Here is a 22180-nt window from a genome sequence, read left to right on the forward strand (position 1 = left end):
ACATAATTAGTCAACAGTCGTTGATAAATCCGCCGAGGCTGCTAGTCCATGTCGATGCAAGCACATAGTCAACCGGCCACGCGCCTGAAGAACGCCGCCGCGACGCGCGATGCGATCCTTGAGGCGGCGCGTCAGCGGTTTCTCCTCGAAAGCTACGACAATGTCGGGCTTCGCGACATCGCGGGCGACGCCGGCGTCGATGTCGCGCTCGTCGGCCGCTACTTCGGAGGCAAGGAGAAGCTGTTCGAGGAAGTGCTCGGCAAATGCGAAGTCGATCTCGTCCCGGCGGACATCGGAGCCGACGAACTGCCGGCGTTCCTCGCCAAGCTGTTCATGGACCAGGATCAGGCCGAGCGGCGCCAGCATATCGAGCAGCTGCTGATCGTCCTGCGGTCGGCTGGCTCGCCCAGCGCCGGGCAGATCGTGCGGGACGCCTTGCGTCAGGACATATTGGGCCCGCTCACCGAGCGGCTGACCGGCGACAACGCCGAGACCCGCGCTAGTCTCGCAATGGGCGTCCTGATGGGCGCGACGGTTATCCGCACGATCATGTCCGTCGGCCCGATGTGCAACGACAAGTGCACCTTCATCGAGGAAAGGCTCGCTCGGTTGTTCGAGGCTGCGCTCTCCCCGCGCTGAGCCCAACGCAACCTCGGCGTACTGCTATCGCGGCGCAAGGGCTATTTTCGTGGGCGCCGGCGCTTCCTGTAGGAGCGTATGAAGGCATGAGCCGAACGCGGCAGGAAAACTTCGACGTCGGCTGAAGGCATTGGCGAGCCTCTCCCCGCCAAGCGCCACGTGGCGGGGAGCTATCGCTTTCATCTGGCGCGGGGCGCCCTTTCCAAGCAGCTCTCATATAGATGTGGCATCGCCGGGCGGGATCCGGAAATTCTCACCGCTTCCTGGTGAACTGTTCCTCCAGAAAAGCCGCGATCCTGCGATAGGCGTGGATGCGGTTGGCGAGCTTGGAGATGCCGTGGCCTTCGTCCGGAAATCGGAGATAGGTGACTTGTCCGCCGGCATCCCGGATCGCTTGGACGAAATGGTCGGACTCAGTCACCGGATCGCGCGGATCGTTGGCGCCGTGAAGGACCATCAGCGGCGTCTTGATCTTGCGCGCGTTGTTGATCGGCGAGAGCTGGGAGAAGAAGGCCCGCACCTTCGGGTCCGAAATGTCGCCATATTCGATCTGGTCGGAGGCCTTCAGCCCCGGGCTGGCGCCCTCCAGGGCCTTGACCCAATCGGACACGCCGACGGAGGAAACGCCTGCGACGAACATGTCGGGAAAGGTGCCGAGGGAAAGATTGGTCAGGTAGCCGCCATAGGAGCCGCCGCCGATCGCGATCCGATCGCCGTCCACGCGGCCTGATGCGCGCAACCAGGCGACCGCGTCCGCAATGTCTCCGGCCTCGTTGACCTTCAACTCGCGATCGTTGAGCTCGGCGAATTTGCGCCCCTGACCCGTCGAGCCGCGGTAATTGAAATCCAGCACGGCAATGCCGCGCGCGGCGTAATATTGCGTCTCGGCGTCGAAGCCGGGGGTCGCATGGGCGCTCGGCCCACCATGCACCGCAAGGAACACCGGCGGCCTCGAACCGCCGAGCGGCCGCCGGGGCATGTAGAGCAGGCCGCTCAGCGTCGTCCCGTCGCGCGCCTTGAACGAGACCGGCTCGGGCACGACCATGCTCGCCATGTCGATGCCCGGCGCGTCGGTCGGGACCGCGAGCGAGAGGCGGTTGGTCGCGAGATCAAGGACATGGACCTCCCGGCCAGCCTTGGGGCTGTTCGCCAGGATCCCGAGCACCGGCGCCGCTTCGGCGAACTTGATGGAAAGCGTTCCCGACGGAAGCGCCGGGACCGGCAAATCTTGCCCGGTGCGGAGGTCGCGCAGGTGAAGCTTGTTGAACCCGGTCTCGATGGTGGTCCAGGCGAGATGACGGCCGTCCGCGCTCAAGGCGACCGTCTCGACCTCGTGCGGGGGCGCCGCGATCGTCCGCAGCTGGCGCTTCCCCAGATCGTAATAAACGACGCGACTCAGATCGGATCCCTCGTCGGTCGCCAGATAGAAGCCGGACCCGTCGGGCGCCCAGGCGATGCTGCCATAGGCCGCGGCCCGCGTCGGCTTGAACAAGGTGGTGAGGGCGCCGGTCCTGGAGTCGAGCAGGTACAGATTGTTGCCGTTCTCGCCGCGGGTTTCCGAGACGACCAGGAGCGGACCGCCGGGCTGCCAACTCTGCACGAAGAAGCCGTAGCGGCCTTCGTAGAGGCGGCGCGTCTTGCCCGTCGCGACATCGGCGAGGTAGATGTCGAAGTCGGTGCCGTTGCGCTCGGTCGATGAATAAGCGAGCTGCGAGCCGTCCTTCGAAAAGGCTCCGAACGTCCGGAACGCTGGCGACTTCTGCACCACGACCCGCTCACGGCGGCCATCTAGGCTGAGCAGATTCATCGAGACGCGCTCGTCCCCGCCCGTGTCCGCGCCGTAGAGGAGTTCGCCCGCGCGCGGAGAGGCCTCGATCCAGTCGACGCCGAGACCATAGCTGAGCTGCTCCGGCCACCCGCCAGTGGCAGGAACGGCCCAGACCTGCGGCTCGCCGGTGACGTCGCTCAGGTAGGCGACGGTCTTGCCGTCCGGAGAAAGTTCGAAGTCCTGCGGCCCCCGCACCAACAGGTAGCGGGTGATATCCGGAGCGGCCTCACCGGCTAGCCCGAGCGCCACCGGCTCGGGCTTCACGATGTTCGCCTGGTGAGGCCACTGGGGAGCGGCCAGCGCGATCGCCGGGATTGCGACGGTGAGAAGGATGAATTTCTTCAACGGCATGGGCACCTCAAGATGGAGAGTGCCGACCCTAATCCTACCGTTTGGAAGTCCATAGGACGCGACCCGGCGGCACCTCGAGCCGCGTGGCCGCTGGGTCGAACACCCAGGATCCGGAGCTTCGATCGAAGTAGTGCCTTCCATGATGAGCGGGCGGGCCGAGAGGAGAGCCCGGATGTGCCTTGCCCTGATCGCTTTGTCCTTCGCGACAGCGCCCTGTGCCGAGCAGGCTCAAGGCACGCCGGCTGACAATTTGCCGCTCGAGGTCTCGCCGATGGACACCTTGCCGCTCGCGGTGGTCGCCCATCGACCGCCGGAAAGCACGGGCCCGCTGAGCAATCCGGAACTCAGCCGCATCCGCGGCGGGGATGGCTACATCGCCAGGACCGGCCCAAACGGCACCGTTCGTCTGATTCAGGGCGCCAACGCCAGGGAGATGAACTTTGCATCCGCACCGACCTGGCAGCAGATGGACTCCTGGTAGGGCGAGATCGGCTCCGCTTACGTCGCGGCGAGCCTCGCCAGGCCTTGATCCCGCGCTAGAGCAGGAAATCCGTTGAAGAGAGCGACAGCGTCGTGGAGAACTCGATCTGGAAGTCCGCGACGCGGTCTCCATTGAGATCCCCTTCGATCACGGTCAGGCCATTCAGCCGGATTTGATGAAGCTCGCCGGCCCGTCCGCTGAAGCTCGACGTACCGATCCAGATGAAGCTCTGATCGCCATCCGCGGCGCTGTTGGCGTCGATCCTGGTCAGATCGATCTTGTCCATGCCGCGCTGGAAGTCCTGGATGCGGTCGCGGCCCGTTGTCGCCGGGCTGTCGCTCGCCGCTTCGAAGAGGAAGATGTCCGAGCCGGTTCCGCCGGTCAGCCGATCCTTGCCGCCGCCGCCGATCAGGATGTCATTCCCCGAGCCGCCGTTCAGCGAGTCGTCGCCCAGGAGCCCCCGCAGCGTCTGAATTCCCATTCCGCCGTCGATCACGTCGTTGCCGTCGGTTCCGGTGAACGGGTCGGCAGGGGCGGGGCTGGCAGGTGCGCTTTGGGCGAGGTTGTTGAAATCGGCGGAGGAGAGGGTCTGTGTCCCGCTCAGCTCTATCAGGAGATCGACGTTGCGATCGCCGTTTGCGTCAACGCCCACGAATGTGCTCGAGCCCTCGTTCCAGTAACGAAGCTCGTTCGCCTTGCCTGAGAAAGCGGCGTTTCCGACGAAGCTGAGCGCGCCGAAGCCTTCGAAGCTGATCTTGTCCTGACCGCTGGCGAAATCGGCGATCACGTCGCGAGCGCCCGGTTCGCTGTCTCCGGTGCGGAAAAGGAAGGTATCCGCGCCCGCGCCGCCGGTCAGCTGGTCTGCGCCGCGGCCACCATCGAGCAGGTTGGCGGCTTGGTTGCCGATCAGGATGTCGTTCCCGGCGCCGCCGCGAGCATTCTCGATTAGCGACCGAACTTCGCCGTTGACGAGAAGCGAATTGGCGACATTGCCGCGCGCCGAAAAGCCGTTGCCGAGGTTGGCAAGCTGGACCGCCGAAGTCTTGGTCCACTCGCCGGGGCGCAGGTCGATCGTAACCCCGTTCGCATAGTTGGACAGATCGTAGGTGTCGTTTCCGCCGCCGTCCCAGACGGTCATGAACACGCGGTTGGCGATCGGCGCCGCGCCCGCCGTGCCGTTGACCGACATGGCGCCGGTGAGGGGATTCCAGCGATAAACGGTGTCGCTCGCATTGGTGCTGTAGTTGGCGCCGTAGAGATACTGGAGCGCGGCGATGTCCAGCATCATGTAGCTCTGCGCAAAGCCGCCGGTCTCGTTCGGGTATGAAGTACCGTTGTCGCCGATGTGGGCGCGGTAGCTCATCAGAGTATATTCCATCGTGTCCTGGGCTTCCGGCACCGCATGGTCTTCATGGCTGTGCTTCAGGCCGAGCGAATGGCCGATCTCGTGGAAAATGGAGTGGAAGGCGTAATTGCCGGCATGGGGCGCATCGTATGCGCCGCTGCTGTTGTTGAACCAGGAATCGCCGCCCTTGCCGAACCCGCTCGGATAGTAGGCATGGGCGGTCGGTGTCGCATCCGTCATTCCGAAGCGCAGCGCGCCTTTCGCGCCGGCTACTTCGCTGAACGACAGGTTCGCGAAGCTCGAAATCTGGTCGTAGGCCTGCCGAACCACCGCCCGCTGCGTCGAATTGAACGCTTCGAAGTTGTTAAACGCCTCCTCCTTGCGCGTATAATCGCCTGCATAATCCCAGCTGCTCGTGCCGAAGCTGTAGGTAAGAGCGGTTGTCGACCACTTCATGCCGCCAAGAAGGCCATCGATTGCGTGATTACCGGACGGGTCGACGGTACGGGAAGAAGGCATAGGCTGTCTCTCAGTCTTGACGAACGCAAACAAACGCCGCGCGCGAAAGCGCGGCGGCGTGGGTAACGTCGCGTGAAGGAAAAGGTGCCGCACCCGAAATGATTAACGGGCGGGACCGGGGCAGTGCCGGGCGGAAATCGGGGGCTTTGGAACGGCTCATGGGAGCAAGCTGGTCCGCCTGCCCCCGCAGAGTCAATCAGGTTGCGCTACCGCAACGAGCGCTGTTCCAGCAGGAGACTCAAGCCGCCGCACAAGTTAACGGCGGGTAAAGCGCCGGTTTCAGAGCAGAAAATCGCTCGTCGTCGGCGTGATCCCGCCCGCGACCTCGATCTGGAAGTCGGCGATGCGATCGCCGTTCACGTCGGCTTCCACGATCGTGGTGGTGCCGCTTTTGAAGTACCGCAGCTCGCCCGCGGCGCCGGAAAAAGCGTTCGCGCCGACGAAGCGGAACGAGTCGTTCGCCGCCGTGCCGCTGATCGCATCGATCTCGCTGAGGTCGATCTTGTCGGACCCGCGCGAGAAATCCATGATGCGGTCTCGTGCCCCGCTCAGGCTGTCGAGCACGCTCTCGAACTGGAAGATGTCCGCACCAGAGCCGCCGGTCAGCTTGTCCTGGCCGAGGCCGCCGATCAACGTGTCGGTACCGCCACCGCCGGAAAGCTGGTCGTTGCCGGCCCCACCATCGAGGACGTTGGCGCCCGAGCTGCCGGTGAAGATGTTGTCGCCGCTGCCGCCGATCAGATTCTCGATCGAGATCAGCTTGTCGTTGCCCGCCCCATAGGTGTTCTGCACCGAGGTGGTGGTCAGGCGCACCTGGATGTCAGCGTCGCTGTGGGCATAGCTCGCGGTGTCGTTTCCAGCGCCGCCGTTCAACGTATCATCGCCCAGCAGCCCGATCAGGACATCATTTCCGCCGAGCCCGTCAAGGATGTCGTTGCCATCCGTTCCGGTCAGCACGTTGTCGCCCTCGTCAGCCACCGGCACCGGGGGCGGCGGCGGGGGAGGGGGCGGCGGAGGCGGCGGCGGGGGAGGAGGGGTGGCCCCGCTGCTGACGTTGGTGAAGTCGGTGGAAGCAAGCGCCATTCCACCGCTCAGCTCGATCTGGACGTCGGCGACGCGGTCGCCGTTCAGGTCGACCTCGACCAGCGTCGTCGTGCCGTTGTTGGTGTATCGCACCTGACCGGCCGAGCCGGAAAATGCGTTGGTCCCGACGAACGCGAGCGCGCTGAACGCGTCGAAATTGATCTTGTCCTCGCCCGCGGTGAAATCGGTGATGACGTCCCGGGCCGTGCCATTGCTGTCCGACGCCGCCTTGAACAGGAAGCTGTCCGCGCCCGCTCCACCGGTCAAGCGGTCGGCGCCGCCATTGCCGGTGAGGACGTTGGCAGCCTGGTTGCCGATCAGCACGTCGCTGCCCGAACCGCCGCGGCCATTCTCGATCAGCGAGCGGCCGTCGCCATTGTAGAGCAGGGCGTTGGCGACGTTGCCGCGGGCGTAGTTCCCGTTGCCGAGATTGGCGAGCTGCACGGCCGAAGTCTTGGTCCACTCGCCGGGGCGAAGATCGACGGTGACGGCGGTCGTGTAGTTCGACAGATCGTACGTGTCGTTGCCGCCGCCGTCCCAGACCGTCATAAACACGCGGTTGGAAACAGGCGTCGAGCCGGCAAGGCCGTTGATCGACATCGCGCCGGTCGACGCGTTCCAGCTGTAGGTCGTGTCGCTGGCGTTGGCGGTGTAGTTCGCGCCGTAAAGGTGCTGCAGGGCCGCGATGTCGTACATCATGTACGTCTGCGCGAAGCCGCCGGTCTCGTTGGTGTAGACGTTGGAAGTGCTGCCCGCATAGCTGCGGTAGGTCATCACCGTATATTCCATCGAGTCATGCGCCGGGCTCATGCCGGGCGCCTCGTGGCCGTGCTTCAGGCCGAAGGTGTGGCCCATCTCGTGCAGGAAGGTGTGATAGGAATAGGTGCCGACGAGGGGATTGTCGAACTTGGCGCCGCTGTTGTTAAACCAGCTGTCGCCGCCCTTTTCGGACGAACTCGGATAATAAGCGTGCGCCGTCGACGTGTTGTTCGTCATTCCGAAACGCAGGTCGCCGGCCCCGCCACTCACTTCGGTGAAGGTGAGGTTGGTGAAGGCCGAAAGGCCCGAATAGATATTCTTCACCACCGCGCGCTGCGTCGCGTTCAGCGTTTCGAAGCCGTTCGAGGGCTCCTCGCCGGCCAGGTAGCCGGTCACTTCGCCGCTGCTCGTCGGAAAGCTGTAGGTCAGGCTCTGCACCGCCCATTTGCGGGCGCCGAGCAGGCCATCGATGTCCTGATTGCCGGTCATGGTGATCGTGGTGGTGCTCGGCATGCTGGTAGGCTCCCTCAGCGGGCGCGAGCGCCCGACGAAACACGACTAGACTACAGGGTATAAATGAGATGTGAATCCGGCGCGGAACCGTTCGCCGCGCCCAAATCCTCAGCCGTTGCCAGCTCCGGATGACATCTCTCATACAGGCTAAGTGATTAACCTGCAATGAAAACTGTGTTCAGCAACCGGTTCAGCGCGGCAGTTTGGCCCGCTCTGCTCGGGCCGTCTCCGCGAGGGGGTGTTGCGGGTGCCGGGCGATGAAGAGATCATAGGCCGCGATCGTGCCGGCTCTGCGCGCCGCATCCAATTCTTCCTGGATCGCGATGTTGCCGTCACGGGCCGGGATGATCTCCTTCTCGGACACGCGCGTCTCCCGCTGGCCGGGCTCCACACATGCGCCCGCCAGCAGCGGCAAGACAGCGGTGAGAGCGAGGACCTTCATACCGGAAAGGGTGGGGAGCGCCGATCCTCAAGTCAAGTTTGCCGCCCCGGAACGGGCGACGGCGGGATGGGTTGAAAGTGGAGCATTGGAGGCAGGGATGCAGGGTTCGGAGAAGACAGGCGACGGGCCGCTCAGTTCGGAAGAGCTGGAGCACGACGCTGAGCAGGGTGGAGCGACACTCTCGCAGGAGCAGGCGGCAGGCCACACAATCCCCAAAAGCGAACGCGATGCAGCGGATGCGGAAGGCGGGGCCGCGGGACCCCGGCCAATCTCGGGCACCATGCTGCCGCCGGACTGAGGACGACAAATGGGCGAGCTTCATTCGTACAGGGACGGCGAGCTGGAGCTCCGGGGCATCCTCGAGCGTCCCGCGGCGCCGAACGGCCGCGCCGTGCTGGTCGTGCACGAAGCGCCCGGCCTCGGGGACAATGCGCGGCGCCGCACGCGGATGCTGGCCGAACTTGGTTATGTCGCATTGGCTGCCGACCTTTACGGCGGCGGTCGCACGTTCAGCGGCACGGAAGCGATGGACGGCCTGCGGGCGGACACGGGCCTGTTCCGGCGGCGCGTTCGGGCCGGGTTCGACGCCTTGCTTGCGCTCGACGGGGTCGATCCGGCGCGCGCTGCGGCGATCGGCTATTGCTTCGGCGGCATGGCGGTTCTCGAACTCGCCCGCAGCGGCGCGCCGGTCACGGCGGTCGTCAGCTTTCATGGGCTGCTCAGCAGCGGCCAGCTCGCGCGGCCCGGCGAGGTTGGCGCAAAGGTGCTGGCCTGCACCGGCGCGAGGGACCCGCTGGTGCCGCTCGACGATGTCGACGCGTTCGCCCGCGAGATGGACGCGGCCGGGGCGGACTGGCAGCTGATCGTCTACGGACGCGCGCTGCACAGTTTCACCAACCGCAACGTCGCCGGCGGCGCGGACCCGCGCATGGATTACGATCCTTCCGCCGACCGGCAGAGCTGGGCAGCCGCTTTGCTCTTCCTTGACGAGGCGCTTGGCGGCTAAGGCGCGCGGGAAGCGAGGGATCGGAGCGACATGGACGAGATTGAATGGTGGGAGTTCGACACGCTCGCCGAACTGGCCGAGCAGGTTTCCGGCGACATCGGTTTCGTGATCGAGAGCGCGGTCGAAGCGCATGGCGGCGCGCGCGTCGCATTGCCCGGCGGGCGCATGATCGAGCCGCTCGCAAAGGCGCTGCTCAAGTCGAAGGGGATTGTCTGGCCCAAGGTCACGATCCTGCCGACGGACGACCGCTTGGTGCCGGCAAGCGACCCGCTCAGCAATTTCGGCAAGCTCCACAAGCTGTTCGGGTCCAAGGGCGCCCAGCTCCACGCGCTGACCGATGACGCGTCGCTGGGCGATTATCAGGCCGCAGGCCGCGCCGCCGAGGCCAGGCTGAACGAGCTGGACGGTCCGCTCGACCTCGTCTGCCTGGGGATGGGCGAGGACGGCCACACGGCTTCCATCTTCCCCGGACCTGACATGGAACGCGCGCTATCCGGCCCCAAGCAGCGCCTCGCCGTTGGCGTTCGGCCCGACCCGATGCCGGCGGATGCTCCCGTCGATCGGGTGACGCTCACCGCGGCCGCGCTGACGGCGGCCCGCACCGTCATGGTCGTGATCAGCGGCGCGGACAAGCGCCAGGTGCTCGAGCGGGCGATCAAGGACGGCCCCCTGTCTCAGCTTCCGATCGGGCGCGTCATCGCCGCAATCGTTGCGCCGATCGACATCTTCTGGAGCGCCGAATAGCTCAGGTCAGGTCGGAGAGTTCCAGCCCGTCCAGCAACGCCTCCCGGGCGCTCTCCAGCTGTTCCCAAAGCTCGGGGTTGGTGAGGTCGTCCGGGGCGATCCGGTCGGGCCAGTGTTCCTCGATGATCTCGGACACGTCGTCCAGCTTCTGCTGGTCGGCAATGAAGCGCGGATCGACCGTCTCGGGATCGGCGACCACGCGCAGCCTGAGGCAGGCCGGGCCGCCGCCATTCGCCATCGACTGTCGAACGTCGACCACGAACAGCTCGCCGATCGGTCCGTTGCCTGACGCCATTTCCTCCAGCCAGCGCCAGACGGATGGCGTTTCGCGCGCTTCTTCGGGCAGGATCAGGCCCATCCCGCCCTGCGGCAGCGTGACCAGCTGCGCGTTGAACATGTAGCTCTTGATTGCGTCGCCAAGGCTGACCGCGCTGGCCGGCACTTCGATGATCTCGACGTCCGGCAAGAGGCGCCGGAGCGCGGCGTAGAAGCTTGGGCGGTCCTCGAACGCGAGTTCGTGACAGAAAAGGACGTTCTCGTTCGCGACGGCGACCACGTCGTTGTGGAAGGCGCCCGCCGCGATGGCTTCCTCCGATTGGGCGACGAACAAGGTGCGCTCCTCATCCAGCTGGTGGTGCCGCGCGATCGCCCGGCTCGCCTCGACATGCTGGCGCGCGGGGAACGCGCCGCCCCGCTGGCCATAGACGAACACCTCCACCCCGGCAGCGGCGTGCGCACTGCCGAGCCGCATGTGATTGGCCGCACCCTCGTCGCCAAAGGTCGGCGGGATCGGCCGATGCACCCGGAAGTGCTCGGCATTGCCGAATGCGCAGCGCAACTGGCTGAACGTGTCGGGCCATTCGTGGCTGCGATGAGCCATGGTCCGCAGATTGGCGACGGTGAGGTGGCAGCGTTCGTCGGCCGTGTCCGGCGCGGGCGAGACGGTCGCCGCATTGGCCGCCCACATCGCCGAGGCCGAGAATGCGGCGGGACGCAGCGACGCCGGCACGTCCTGCACCGTTGTGCCGAGATCGGCTAGCCAGTCATGGTCCGGGCGGGGGAGGGGAACGAAGAAGCCCTGCGCCAGGCCGAGGTCCAAATTGTGCCGCATCTTCTCGACGCCCTGCAGCGCCGCGGCCTTGGGATGCGAGACGTTCCCCTTGTTGAGCCCGGAAGCCAGATTGCCGAAGCTGAGGCCGGCGTAATTGTGGCTGGGACCGATGATCCCGTCGAAGTTGATCTCGCGCAGCGTCAACGTTCAGCGCCCCATTGAAACGAAGTGATCGCCGGGCCGTAGGCCGAGCAGCTCGACGCTCTGCCGATCGAGCGAGGCCGACCCATCGGGCGCTTCCGCCAGGCGGCCGTAGCACACCGCGAAATTCGACAGCCGGCCCGCGGCAAGCATGACGCGCTGGCCGCCCGGGACCTCTTCCGCGACGCTGGCCAGGACGTGCTCCCTCGAGTCCCGTACGGTTCGGATCTGGTCAGTCGGCGCCTGAACCGTGGGGCCGCCGTCAAAGATGTCCACGTAGCAATCGAACGTGAAACCCTCATGCTCGAGCATGCGCAGCGCCGCCCGCCCGGTCGGGTGCGGGACGCCCATCACATGTCGGGCGCTCTCTGGAAGCATGGCCGTGTAGACGGGCGTCTTGGGCATCAGATCGGCGATGAATTGCGTGCCGTGCATGGCGTTGAACTCGTCAGCCTCCTGGAAGGGCATGCCGAAGAACTTGCCGGCGATCGCGTCCCAGAAGGGGGAGCCGCCGGATTCGTCGATCACGCCGCGCAATTCCGCGATGACGCGGCGGCCGAAGCGCTCGCGGTGGAGCTTGATGAACAGGTAGCGGCTGCGCGCGAGCAGCAGGCCGAGCCCGCCGGCCCGCTCACCGGGATGCAGGAAAAGCCCGCCTACTTCCGACGAGCCTTCCAGGTCGGTGGTGAGGGTCAGCAGCTCGGCGCGAAATGTCTTGCCCAACGCCTTGGAGGTCTGAGTGAGCGTGCTGATGCGGTAGCTGTAGAAAGGATGCTCGGTCCCGACCATTCCGAAGATTTGGCAAGTGCCGCGGATTTGGCCCGTTTCGATATTCTCGAGCACCATCAGGAATAGGTCGTCGCCAGGCTCCGAACGATCCGCGCTCAGTGCTTTCTCCGAGTTGATCAGCTTCTGGACGAGAGCGCCACGGTCCGGAGGGAGGTTGGTGAAGCCGCCGCCGGTTAGCTTGGCCATCTCGTAGATCGATTCGAAATCACTGTTGGCGGCGGGGCGGACTCGGAAGCTCACGCGAGCGCTCCGGAAGCGAGGCGCAGGATGGTGAGCGCGGAAAGGGCGGCGCGCTCGGCGAGGCTATCCACGATCAGATACTCATCCCGCGAATGGATCGCGCCGCCGCGTACGCCCATCGTATCCACCACCGGCACGCCGCAAGCCGCGATATTGTTGCCATCGCACACGCCGCCGCTAGGTCGCCAGCTGATGGATTGGCCGAGATCGGCGCCGCAGCGTGCGACCAGCCGGAATAACTCTTCCGCTTCCGGATTGACCGGCTTCGGCGGCCGGCCAAATCCGCCGTGCATGTCGATTGTGACCTCGTGACGAATCGTTACATTTGTGAGTGCTTCCTCAAGCGCCTCTTTCCAAAAGCGCATCATCCGCTCATTCTTCGGGCGGACGTTGACCCGCAGGATCGCCAAGTCGGGCACCACGTTATTTGGGCCGCCCCCATCTATCTTTGCCGGGTTGATGGCCAGATCTCCCCGATTAGCGCTCCAGAGTTGCTCGGCTAGACTCGCTGCCGCGACCACCGCGTTGCGCCCGTCCTCTGGATTGCGCCCGGCGTGAGCGCTGCGGCCCTTTACCAGGAACGAGAAGTTGCCGCTGCCCGGTCGCGAACCGGCGAGCGTTCCATCAGGGAGTGCGGAAGGCTCGTAGGTCAATGCGGCGCGCTTCCCTTGAGCAGCCTCCGCGAGCAACACCGCCGAGCCCGCGGAGCCGACCTCCTCGTCACTGTTGATCACCACCTCATATCCCAGCTTTTCGGCGCCGGGCGAGACTTCCACGGCCTTGAGGGCAGCCAGCAGAACGGCGATACCGCCCTTCATGTCGGCGACCCCGGGCCCGTTCAGAACGCCCGGCTCGGGCCAGGAGAGGTCTTGGAACGGGTGATCGGCTTCGTAGACCGTGTCCATATGGCCGGTGAAGAGAAGCTGGACGGCCGCGTCCGGGCGAACGGTCAGTCTCAGGTTCCGCCCGTGCGCGACGGGTTCGACCGCCCCATTCGGCCGCATCGCATCGACCGGGGCTGGATCGAGCAACGCGAGATCGCCCGGCAGCGCCTCGAAAGCATCGGCGAGCAGCGCGCCGATGTGGGCGAGCCCCGGGAGATTGCGCGAGCCGCTGTTGATCACCGCCCACGCCTGCACCTGATCGAGCATGGGCTCTACGGCGATACGCTCGATCGCAGCCGCTTCGATCCTGGAAAGCCCCCCCATGAACGGGCCTTAGCCGGAGTCCCTCGCGCAAGCCAAGTGTCGCATCGGCTCAGCCGAGCCAAGGGCGGAACGCAGCCAGCACATCCTCGTACAGCTTCTTCTTGAACGGCACGATCATCTGCGGAAGCTCGTCCGGTTCAGCCCATTTCCACGCACGAAACTCAGGGTGGGCGGTCTCAATGTCGATGTCCTCGTCGCGGCCGAGGAACCGCGCAAGGAACCAGGTCTGCCGCTGCCCGCGCCAGCGGCCCTTCCACAGCTTGCCGACCAGATCCTCCGGCAGGTCGTAGAAGAGTTCGTCCCGGCAGCGCGCGACGATCTCGACCTGATCGGCGCGGATGCCGGTCTCCTCCTCCAGCTCGCGAAGCGCCCCGGTCTGGGCATCCTCGCCCTCGTCGAGACCGCCTTGCGGCATCTGCCAGGCCTCCAGCGTGCTATCGAGCCGCTGTGCGACGAAGACCTTGCCGTTGCCGTTGAGCAGCATCACGCCCGCCGCGGGGCGATAGGGAAGTGTGGCGGGATCCGTCATGCGCTCGTCCGTTCAGCTATCAGGAGTTTCAGGATCTCGGTGCAGCCCTCGATGTCCGCTTGCGAGGAGGGGATCGCCTTTCGCAGGTTGATGAAGCCGTGAATGTTGCCCCTGGCCTCCCGGAACACGGTGGGGACGCCGGCTTCCACACAGGCAGCGGCGTATGCGCGGCCCTGGTCCCGGATCGGATCCAGGCCCGCCGTCACGACAAGGGTGGGCGGCATCCCAATCTGGCTCTTCACCATGGGCGAGTAGCGCCAATCCTTCGGATCTGGGGCGTAGCAGTCGTCAAACCATCGCATTGCATCGTGGGTAAGCAGGTATCCTTCGCCGAAATCCTGGAACGACGGATAGCCTTTGGCGGGGTTTGCGGCGGGATAGATCGGCCATTGCGCGAGCACCGGCACGGCGGCCGGCTCGTCGCGGAGCGCCAGGCTGACGACGATCGCGAAATTACCCCCGGCACTGTCGCCGCAGGTGACCAGGCTGGTGACGGCAAGCCCGAGCGCGTCCGGGCTGCCCGCTACCCAGCGCGCCGCCGCAATCGCGTCTTCGACGCCGGCGGGCCAGGGATGCTCGGGCGCGAGCCGGTAACCCACAGCTATGACGGGCAGGTCGAGCAGGCGCGCGATCTCGGCGCAGAACGGATCGTGCGTGTCGAGATCGCCAAGCACGAAGCCGCCGCCATGCATGAACAGCACCACCGGACCCGGCCCACGCTCCGCGCGAGCATCGTACAGCCGAAGCGGGATTTCCCCCGCGGGTCCGCGCGCGCTCAGGCCCCGGATAGTGGCGAGATCGCCGACCGGCGCGTCGGCGACTTGCCGCGACTTGTGCATCAGGATGCGCGCTTCGGCTGGGCCGACTTCGTGGCTGCGCGGGCCCGGCATGTTGTTGAGGTAATCGAGGAAGACGCGAACGTCGGGACGGACAAAGGGCTCGGGCAGAAGCGTCTCCTGTACTCCGGTTGGCGCGGGGCGGGGGTCGCGCTTAACTAGGGGCGGTGATCCCGGTCGTCCATCATCCCGATTATGTCGCGCAGCCCCGTTCCAGCGGGCCCTATCAGCCGAGCAAGAATGCCTGGATTCGTGACCTCCTCAAGGAGAGTGGCCGCGCGATCGAGTGGGTCGAGCCGGAGCCGATGCCGCTCCGTTGGATCGAAGCTGTGCACGATCCCGCTTATGTCGCCGAGGTCGTGGAGGCCCGCGTCCCAGCGCTCAAGGAACGGCGCATCGGCTTCGGCATCACCGAGCCGGTCGCCCGCCGGGCCGAACGGGTGCCGGGCGGGACGTTTCTCGCCGGCCTGCTGGCGACGGAGCGTGGTTTCGCCGCCAATAGCGCGGGCGGCAGTCACCATGCGCTGGCCGATACAGGCGCGGGCTATTGCGTGTTCAATGACCTTGCGATCGCCGCCGTTCGGCTGGTCGAGGAAGGGCATGTCCGGCGCGTGCTCGTCGTCGATTGCGACGTCCACCAGGGCGACGGCACCGCCGCGCTGACCGCCGGGCGCGCGGAAATCGCCACTTACTCCATCCACGCGGAGAAGAACTTCCCTGCTCGCAAAGCGCGCTCGACGCTCGATGTCGGCCTCCCCGACGGAACCGGCGATGACGACTATCTGGAAGCGCTCGAGCGATCGCTGGCGCCGCTGCTCGACCAGGTTCGGCCAGACCTTATCCTCTACCAGGCTGGTGTTGATCCTTTCGCCGGAGACCGGCTTGGGCGGCTCGCGCTCACGCAGCACGGGCTGGACGAGCGCGAGCGGCTGGTGGCGCGGCTGGCGCGGGACCGGAGCGTCGGTCTCGCCAGCACGCCCGGCGGCGGCTATGGGCCCGAGCCACGCGAGATCGCGGCGCGGCACGTGCGTTCGATCCTCACTCTGGCCGATAGTCTTGCCGGCTTTTCCCCGCGTACCGCTTCATGCGTTGAAGCCGCGTCCGGGCGGGTCTAGTTGCGTGATGAAGCGTTGAAAGGATTGGAATGGCGACGGCCACGCATCTGTTAACTCCGGAGGAAGCGCGAGCGGACGTGCCGCTCGAGGCGGTGGTTGTGCGCTTCGCAGGCGACAGCGGCGACGGGATGCAATTGACCGGAGGGCAGTTCACCTTGTCCACCGCGCTGGCCGGCAACGATCTCGCCACCTTCCCTGATTTCCCCGCCGAGATACGGGCGCCGCAGGGGACGACGTTCGGCGTCTCCGCCTTCCAGATCAATTTCGGATCGGAGGCGATCGAAACGGCTGGCGACTCCCCCGACGTGCTGATCGCAATGAACCCGGCCGCCCTTAAGGTGAATGTCGATCAGCTGAGGCCGGGCGGCCTGATCATTGCGGACGTCGGCGAGTTCGGCGCGCGCAATCTCGCCAAAGCGGGCTACGAGCGGAATCCCCTGGAGGATGACTCGCTCGCCCGGTGGCAGGTGGTGACGCTCAACATAAGCCAGCTGACGCTGGATGCGGTGAAGCCGTTCGGCCTTGGCAACAAGGAGGCTCTGCGCTGCAAGAACATGTGGACGCTGGGCCTCGCGCTCTGGATGTTCGATCGCGAGCGTGCGCCGATTCAGGACTGGCTCAAGACCAAGTTCGCCAAGGCGCCCGAACTCGTCGAAGCCAATATCGCGGCGCTCAATGCCGGCCACGCCTATGGCGAGACGGCGGAGATTGGCGGGCAGATCCCCCAGCACCAGCTCGCCCCGGCTCCGGCCGAGCCAGGCCTGTACCGCACGGTCACGGGCGCGGAGGCGATCTCGATCGGGCTGGTCGCCGGCGCTCAACTCGCCGGCTTGCCGATATTCTTCGGTGGTTATCCGATCACGCCGGCCTCCGCGATCCTGCACCATCTCTCGCGCCTCAAGGAATATGACGTCACCACCTTTCAGGCGGAGGACGAGATCGCCGCGATCGGCTCGGCGATCGGCGCCAGCTATGCGGGCTCGCTGGGCGTCACCTCCTCGTCGGGGCCGGGGATCGCGCTCAAGGGCGAAGCGATGGGCCTGGCGATCATGACCGAGCTGCCGCTCGTCATCATCAACTCGCAGCGCGGTGGACCCTCGACGGGCCTTCCAACCAAGACCGAGCAGTCGGACCTCTACCAGGCCGTCTATGGCCGCAACGGCGACGCGCCGATGCCGGTGATCGCCGCCCGCTCGCCGGCCGACGCATTCGACTGTGCGATCGAAGCGGTTCGTATCGCCACGCAGTATATGACGCCCGTCATGCTTCTCACCGACGGCTATATCGCCAACGCCGCCGAGCCCTGGCGCGTGCCGGACATGAGCGAGTACCAGCCGTTCCCTGTGAGTTTCCTGGAGGAAGGACCCGACCAGACAGAAGGCTTCAATCCCTATGCGCGCGACGAGAGGCTGGCGCGGCCCTGGGTGCGGCCCGGAACGCCGGGCCTGACGCATCGGATCGGCGGGATCGAAAAGAATACCGGCACCGGCCACATCGATTACGCGCCTGCCAACCACCAGGCGATGACCGACATCCGGGCGTCCAAGGTGGCCGGGGTGAGCGTGCCGGACCAGGAGGTGACGCTTGGCGAGGAGCGCGGGCAACTCGTCGTGCTCGGCTGGGGATCGACCTTCGGGCCGATCCACCAGGCTGTCCGCCGCGCGCGTTCGCGAGGGCTCGACGTCAGCCACATTCACCTGCGCCACATTTGGCCGCTGCCGCGCAATCTCGCTGTCCTACTCAGCAGCTTTCAGCATATCCTCGTTCCCGAGATGAACAACGGCCAGCTCAAGACGCTCATCCGCGACCAGTTTCTGGTGGACGCCCGTCCGCTGACCAAAGTGTCGGGACAGCCGTTCATGATCGCCGAGATCGAGGCTGCGATCGAGCGGACACTGAGCAAATGATTATCCTCCCTTGGGAAGCTGAACTTTGTGAACCTTATGAACCTTTGGACCTGAGATGAACGATCTGACCCCGATCAAGACCACCGCCAAGGACTGGGCGACTGACCAGGAAGTGCGCTGGTGCCCCGGCTGCGGCGATTACGCCGTGTTGAAGGCCGTGCAGCGGACCATGCCGGAGCTGGGGGTCAGGCCGGAAAACGTCGTGTTCGTCTCCGGCATCGGCTGCTCGAGTCGTTTTCCCTACTACATGGAAACCTACGGCTTCCACACGATCCACGGCCGCGCGCCGACCTTCGCGACGGGCATCAAGCTCGCCAATCCCGAGCTCGACGTCTGGATCATCACCGGTGACGGCGACGCGCTGTCGATCGGCGGCAATCACACGATGCACATCCTGCGCCGCAATCTCGATTGCCAGATCCTGCTGTTCAACAACGAGATATACGGCCTCACAAAAGGCCAATATTCGCCGACCAGCCGGGTCGGAACGCGATCGCCCTCGACGCCATTCGGCTCGGTCGACCGTCCGGTCTCGCCATGCGCCTTCGCGCTCGGTTCCGGCGCGCGCTTCGTCGCCCGCGCGATCGACGTCAACAAGTACCTGCCCGACGTGCTGAAGGCGGCGCACCGGCACAAGGGCGCGTCCTTTGTCGAGATCTTCCAGAACTGCATCGTCTACAATGACGACGTGTTCGCGCCATTCACGGCCAAGGAGCATGCCGGCAAGCAGCTCTGGCTGGAAGCCGGAAAGCCGATGCTGTTCGCCGGCGGCGAGCGAGGCCTGACCCTCGACCGCGAGGCTTTGCGGCTCAGCGTTGTCGACGTTGAAGGGGGAGACTGGCACGGCGCGAACGTTCTGCTGCACGATCCCAGCAACAAATCGGTCGCGCATATGCTGGTGGAGATGCCGTTCGGCCCATTCCCAATGGCGCTGGGCGTGCTCTACGAGGACCCCGCTCCGACCTTCGAGAGCGCCGTCGTCCGCCAGAATCGTGAGGCGAGCGCGGGCAAGAAGGCCGATCTCCAGAAGCTGGTCGGCAAGGGCCAGAGCTGGGAAGTCACCAAGGAACCCCACGTCATCTGATCTGTCTTCTCCCGACCTGACCAGGAGGGGCGATGACGAGCATATTATGGTTGCGGCAGGATCTGCGTCTGTCCGATCAGCCGGCGCTGATTGCGGCGGTCAAGGACGGGCCGGTCATCCCGGTCTATGTCCTGGACGACGAGACCCCGGGCGACTGGAAGGTCGGCGGCGCGCAACGCTGGTGGCTGCACCATGCGCTCGCCTCGCTCGCCGCTCGCCTGACGGAGCGAGGCTCGCGACTGATCCTCCGGCGGGGGCGCTGCTCGGATGAACTCAGGAGGCTGGTCGAAGAGACGGGCGCAACCCGCATCCACGCGCTGCGGCATTACGAGCCTTGGTGGGTCCGCGCGGAAGAGGAGGTCGCGGCTGCGCTCGACCTCCGGCTTCTTGACGGCAACCATCTCGCGCCGCCGAGCGAAGTGAAGAGCGGATCGGGCCAGCCGTTCAAGATCTACACACCCTACTGGCGCGCGCTGCAGCAGCATCTGCCTCCGCCGGAGCCGCTGCCGGCCCCGGAGCGGGTCGAGGCGCCGGAGCACTGGCCCGACAGCGATCGGCTCGAGGACTGGAACCTGCTGCCGACGCGACCCAACTGGGCGGCCGAGTTCGGCGACCTCTGGCGACCGGGCGAGGAACGCGCGGCCGAGCAGCTCCACGCCTTTTCCGGCTCGGTCGCATCCTATCTGGAGCGCCGCAACCACCCCTCGGAGGAGGGCACATCCCGGCTCTCGCCGCACCTCCACTTCGGGGAGATCTCACCGGCCACCGTTTACCACCGTGCCGTCGAAGACGGGCGCGAAGCGGGCGAGAAGTTCATCAAGGAGCTCGCCTGGCGCGACTTCACCCAGGCGCAGATGGCCGCGCATCCGGAGATCGGCGAGCGACACGCCCGGCCGGACTTTGACCGCTTCCCCTGGCGGCGGGGGAACGAAGCGGCGGAGGATTTCCGGGCCTGGACGAGCGGCCGCACCGGTTACCCCATCGTCGACGCCGGCATGCGCCAGCTCTGGCGCGTCGGCTGGATCCACAATCGCGTGCGCATGATCGTGGCGAGCTTCCTCGTGAAGCATCTCCTGATCGACTGGCGCGACGGGACGCGCTGGTTCTGGGACACGCTTGTCGACGCCGATTACGGCAACAACAGCGTCAACTGGCAATGGATCGCCGGCTCCGGCTTCGATTCCAACCAGTTCACGCGCATCATGGCCCCGCTGACGCAGAGCGCCAAATTCGACGCGGCCGGCTACATCCGCCAGTGGGTGCCGGAACTCAGCGCCCTCACCGACGAGGAAATCCACGATCCCGATGCGTTCGGCGCGCGCCCGTCCGATTACCCGCCCAAGATCGTCGGCCACAAGGAAGCGCGGGCGCGGGCGCTGGCGGCGTACCGTTCCGTCAAGGCTTGAACGTGCCGAACGGAAGGATGCCGCGATACTGGTCGAGCAACGGCGCACCCGCCACCGACACACCTTCGCGCAGCAGGAAGGCGTGACGGACGATCTCGGCCTGCTGCTCGAGCCCGTAGCGGTCGAGCGGCCAGCTCGGCTTCAGCGAATAATCGTAGCGGCAGAAGGGGTGACGCATCAGGACGAGGTACCAGCTGCCCCGAGTCTGCGCCTGCCAGACATGCGTCATCTCGTGGATGAACAGCCCCTGGAGATGTGGCTGGGCGGTCGCATAATCGTCGGACCATAGATCGCTTGCCGGATGGAAGTGGATATGACCTCGCGGCGCCATCGCCACGTTCCTGGGCTGAAACGGAAACCATTTCTGCCGCCGCAGCTCCACACGGGCATAGTCGACCGCCCCGCCGAACACTGTTCGGGCCAGTTCGACCTCGCCGGTCGTCAAGGCGCGCGAACTCACTCCCTGTCCTCCGGCCAGTCGAGTTCGTGCGGCACGAACACGGTCAACGCCGCCGGGCTTTGCAGGACGTGGCGGAAGATGCCGATCTCGCTCCCGACAGCCGGCCGGCTGGACAGCCAGACCTTTTGCCATGGGGCAGGGCGGCCGAGCCACTCGGCGATGCTCCGTCGGCTTTCGTCAGGGCACTCGCTCTCGACCAGCCACAAGCTCGTCGACGCTCCGGGCCGGAGCGTCGCCTCCCCGACTGGTGGAGCGATGATGCGCCTGGTGTTGGGCACGACATTGTAGCGGAAGAAGATCGCGTCCCAATCCCGCCGTCCGCCGAGCCGTTCCTCCAGCATCGCGGGCTGGCCCCGCGTCACGTGAAGCAGGGGTGCGGGAAGCGGGCGGTTGGTGGCGTGGCGAAGGGACGGATACTGCCAGGCGCAAAGCAGGATGAGATCGCCAGACCTCACATTCTGTTCAAGAAAGCGAGCCGCGCCCCGCCAATTCTCCCGCTGGCGCATGGTTCCCTGAACCACGGTCGCGCCGAGAAGCGAAAGCACGGTCGCAACGCCGAACCCGACGCCTGCGAGCCGTTCCGGAATCGATCGGGCAAGCGCGACGATCGCCAAGATCGCGCCCGGCGCTGCAAACAGGATCGTACGCTCCATGAAGATCGGCCGGACAGAAAACCCGGCTGCCCAGATCAGCACTGGCACGAACAGGAAAGCAAGAATCAGGAGCTGAACGATCTGGTCGTGCGGTTCTGCGTTCTGTCCGAATTTGGCTCGGCGCGACCGCCAGACGAGCGAACCGGCGACAGCAAGGAAGAGCAGCTGCAGCCACGCGCTGCCGAAGGGCAGCAGCAGATTCGCTGTCGTTTCCACGAATTGCTCCGGGCTCGCCTGCCGCAACCAGGTGAAATTGGTGGGCGCGCCAAACTGCCGGACCAAGCGGATGGTTCCGGGCAATGCCAGGAGAGCGAGGAGAGCGAGCCCACCCGCTAACTCGCCGATGCGCTTGCGCTTGGCCGTCAGCGCCGCGATCAGGAAAAGCTGTAGCGCGAGCAGGATCCAGAAGATGGCGACCAGATGCGCTGCGAAGGCGAGCGCGGTCGTCAGCACGAACGCCATCAGAGCGCACCAGCGTTTCGCGCTGCTCTCGCCGGCCAAGCGATGCCACCACAGCAAAGCCGCTGCGGAGCAGACCGTCAGCAGGAACAGCAGAACGTAAGCGCGAGCCTCCTGGCTGTAATCGACATGCTGCGGCCAGACTGCGAGCAGCGCCGCCGCGAGAAGTCCGGCCCCGGCCCCGTAGGCAAGCCGGCCGAGCAGGTACATCGCACCGACCGACAGCATTCCGCAGGCAAACGCGATGCCGCGAACGGCGCCTGCACTTGCCTCGGGTCCCGCGCCGGAGAGCTTATGGAGCGCGTAATAGAGGAAGGGCGTTGGATCGAGTGGCTGCCACAGCATCTCCAGAATCGGCCAGCGGACCAGAACCAACGTCAGCCCTTCGTCGCCCCACAACCCTTGGCTGTTGATGTTGATCAACCGCAGCCCCGCGGCGAGCACGAGGATTCCTGCGAGCAGGCCGTAGTGCGTGCCTGCGAGCCAGACCGGGCCTGGCTCATTGACCCTCATGCGCGAAGCCGTGGATGCT

General features: G+C 65.8%; 20 protein-coding genes. 9 read left to right on the forward strand and 11 right to left on the reverse strand.

The annotated features are described in order from the left end of the window. Nucleotides 1–48 precede the first annotated feature (48 nt). Complete coding sequence (locus VF631_RS08970) at nt 49–639, forward strand: TetR/AcrR family transcriptional regulator (RefSeq protein WP_431849943.1); 591 nt, start codon at nt 49–51, stop codon at nt 637–639. A 253-nt stretch (nt 640–892) separates the two neighbouring features. Here the strand turns inward: VF631_RS08970 and VF631_RS08975 are convergent, their stop codons facing one another. Beyond that, complete coding sequence (locus tag VF631_RS08975; protein WP_431849944.1) at nt 893–2812, reverse strand: prolyl oligopeptidase family serine peptidase; 1920 nt, start codon at nt 2810–2812, stop codon at nt 893–895. Nucleotides 2813–2990: 178 nt separating this feature from the next. Between VF631_RS08975 and VF631_RS08980 the strand changes: the two genes are divergently transcribed. Then, complete coding sequence (locus tag VF631_RS08980) at nt 2991–3299, forward strand: hypothetical protein (protein ID WP_431849945.1); 309 nt, start codon at nt 2991–2993, stop codon at nt 3297–3299. 55 nt (nt 3300–3354) lie between these two features. On the opposite strand, the gene VF631_RS08985 is transcribed toward VF631_RS08980, so the two are convergent. The 3 genes from VF631_RS08985 to VF631_RS08995 all read right to left on the reverse strand — a co-directional run bounded on the left by VF631_RS08985 (nt 3355) and on the right by VF631_RS08995 (nt 7960). Then, nucleotides 3355–5163: a M10 family metallopeptidase gene (locus tag VF631_RS08985; RefSeq protein WP_431849946.1), complete on the reverse strand. Its 1809-nt coding sequence runs from the start codon at nt 5161–5163 to the stop codon at nt 3355–3357. Between the two features lie 279 nt (nt 5164–5442). Then, the gene (locus tag VF631_RS08990; RefSeq protein WP_431849947.1) at nt 5443–7518 is read right to left on the reverse strand and encodes a M10 family metallopeptidase C-terminal domain-containing protein; all 2076 of its coding nucleotides are present in this window, start codon (nt 7516–7518) and stop codon (nt 5443–5445) included. A 190-nt stretch (nt 7519–7708) separates the two neighbouring features. Next, complete coding sequence (locus tag VF631_RS08995; RefSeq protein ID WP_431849948.1) at nt 7709–7960, reverse strand: hypothetical protein; 252 nt, start codon at nt 7958–7960, stop codon at nt 7709–7711. Between the two features lie 97 nt (nt 7961–8057). Between VF631_RS08995 and VF631_RS09000 the strand changes: the two genes are divergently transcribed. The 3 genes from VF631_RS09000 to pgl are packed head-to-tail and all read left to right on the forward strand — an operon-like array spanning nt 8058 to nt 9710. Further along, nucleotides 8058–8258 (forward strand): hypothetical protein, encoded by a 201-nt coding sequence (locus tag VF631_RS09000; RefSeq protein ID WP_431849949.1) that lies wholly within the window; start codon nt 8058–8060, stop codon nt 8256–8258. A 9-nt stretch (nt 8259–8267) separates the two neighbouring features. Further along, on the forward strand, nt 8268–8966 hold the full coding sequence (locus VF631_RS09005; RefSeq protein WP_431849950.1) for a dienelactone hydrolase family protein: 699 nt from the start codon (nt 8268–8270) through the stop codon (nt 8964–8966). Nucleotides 8967–8996: 30 nt separating this feature from the next. Further along, nucleotides 8997–9710 carry a 6-phosphogluconolactonase gene (pgl, locus tag VF631_RS09010; protein WP_431849951.1) on the forward strand — a complete coding sequence of 238 codons (714 nt, stop codon included), beginning with the start codon at nt 8997–8999 and terminating at the stop codon, nt 9708–9710. A gap of 1 nt (nt 9711) precedes the next feature. Here the strand turns inward: pgl and VF631_RS09015 are convergent, their stop codons facing one another. From VF631_RS09015 to VF631_RS09035, 5 genes are read right to left on the reverse strand one after another with little or no spacing between them, the layout of a single operon-like run. Next, the gene (locus VF631_RS09015) at nt 9712–10965 is read right to left on the reverse strand and encodes an N-succinylarginine dihydrolase (RefSeq protein WP_431849952.1); all 1254 of its coding nucleotides are present in this window, start codon (nt 10963–10965) and stop codon (nt 9712–9714) included. A 3-nt stretch (nt 10966–10968) separates the two neighbouring features. Then, nucleotides 10969–11991 carry an arginine N-succinyltransferase gene (locus VF631_RS09020; RefSeq protein ID WP_431849953.1) on the reverse strand — a complete coding sequence of 341 codons (1023 nt, stop codon included), beginning with the start codon at nt 11989–11991 and terminating at the stop codon, nt 10969–10971. Next, a complete protein-coding gene (locus VF631_RS09025) occupies nt 11988–13199 on the reverse strand; it encodes a hydrolase (RefSeq protein ID WP_431849954.1) in 1212 nt (403 codons plus the stop codon). Before VF631_RS09025 ends, VF631_RS09020 begins: the two co-directional genes overlap by 4 nt. Before the next feature lie 49 nt (nt 13200–13248). Then, nucleotides 13249–13728: an RNA pyrophosphohydrolase gene (locus tag VF631_RS09030; protein ID WP_431849955.1), complete on the reverse strand. Its 480-nt coding sequence runs from the start codon at nt 13726–13728 to the stop codon at nt 13249–13251. Continuing rightward, complete coding sequence (locus tag VF631_RS09035) at nt 13725–14618, reverse strand: alpha/beta hydrolase (protein WP_431849956.1); 894 nt, start codon at nt 14616–14618, stop codon at nt 13725–13727. The genes VF631_RS09030 and VF631_RS09035 overlap by 4 nt, the downstream gene beginning before the upstream one ends. 113 nt (nt 14619–14731) lie before the next feature. Here VF631_RS09035 and VF631_RS09040 point away from each other — a divergent pair, with 113 nt between their 5' ends. From VF631_RS09040 to VF631_RS09055, 4 genes are read left to right on the forward strand one after another with little or no spacing between them, the layout of a single operon-like run. Further along, nucleotides 14732–15679 carry a histone deacetylase family protein gene (locus VF631_RS09040; RefSeq protein ID WP_431849957.1) on the forward strand — a complete coding sequence of 316 codons (948 nt, stop codon included), beginning with the start codon at nt 14732–14734 and terminating at the stop codon, nt 15677–15679. A 29-nt stretch (nt 15680–15708) separates the two neighbouring features. Continuing rightward, entirely contained in the window at nt 15709–17586 is a 1878-nt protein-coding gene (locus VF631_RS09045) for a 2-oxoacid:acceptor oxidoreductase subunit alpha (RefSeq protein ID WP_431849958.1), read from the forward strand. Between the two features lie 55 nt (nt 17587–17641). After that, nucleotides 17642–18670, forward strand: coding sequence for a 2-oxoacid:ferredoxin oxidoreductase subunit beta (locus VF631_RS09050; protein WP_431849959.1), 1029 nt, complete (start codon nt 17642–17644; stop codon nt 18668–18670). Between the two features lie 32 nt (nt 18671–18702). Next, nucleotides 18703–20076: a cryptochrome/photolyase family protein gene (locus VF631_RS09055; RefSeq protein WP_431849960.1), complete on the forward strand. Its 1374-nt coding sequence runs from the start codon at nt 18703–18705 to the stop codon at nt 20074–20076. On the opposite strand, the gene VF631_RS09060 is transcribed toward VF631_RS09055, so the two are convergent. Together VF631_RS09060 and VF631_RS09065 are read right to left on the reverse strand one after the other, a co-directional pair. Further along, a complete protein-coding gene (locus VF631_RS09060) occupies nt 20066–20536 on the reverse strand; it encodes a vgr related protein (protein WP_431849961.1) in 471 nt (156 codons plus the stop codon). The two genes, VF631_RS09055 and VF631_RS09060, sit on opposite strands and share 11 nt — an antisense overlap. Beyond that, nucleotides 20533–22161, reverse strand: a complete 1629-nt coding sequence (locus VF631_RS09065) for a hypothetical protein (protein WP_431849962.1) — start codon at nt 22159–22161, stop codon at nt 20533–20535. The genes VF631_RS09060 and VF631_RS09065 overlap by 4 nt, the downstream gene beginning before the upstream one ends. Nucleotides 22162–22180 lie beyond the last annotated feature (19 nt).

The organism is Allosphingosinicella sp. (assembly GCF_036387615.1).
Classification (GTDB): Bacteria; Pseudomonadota; Alphaproteobacteria; order Sphingomonadales; family Sphingomonadaceae; genus Allosphingosinicella.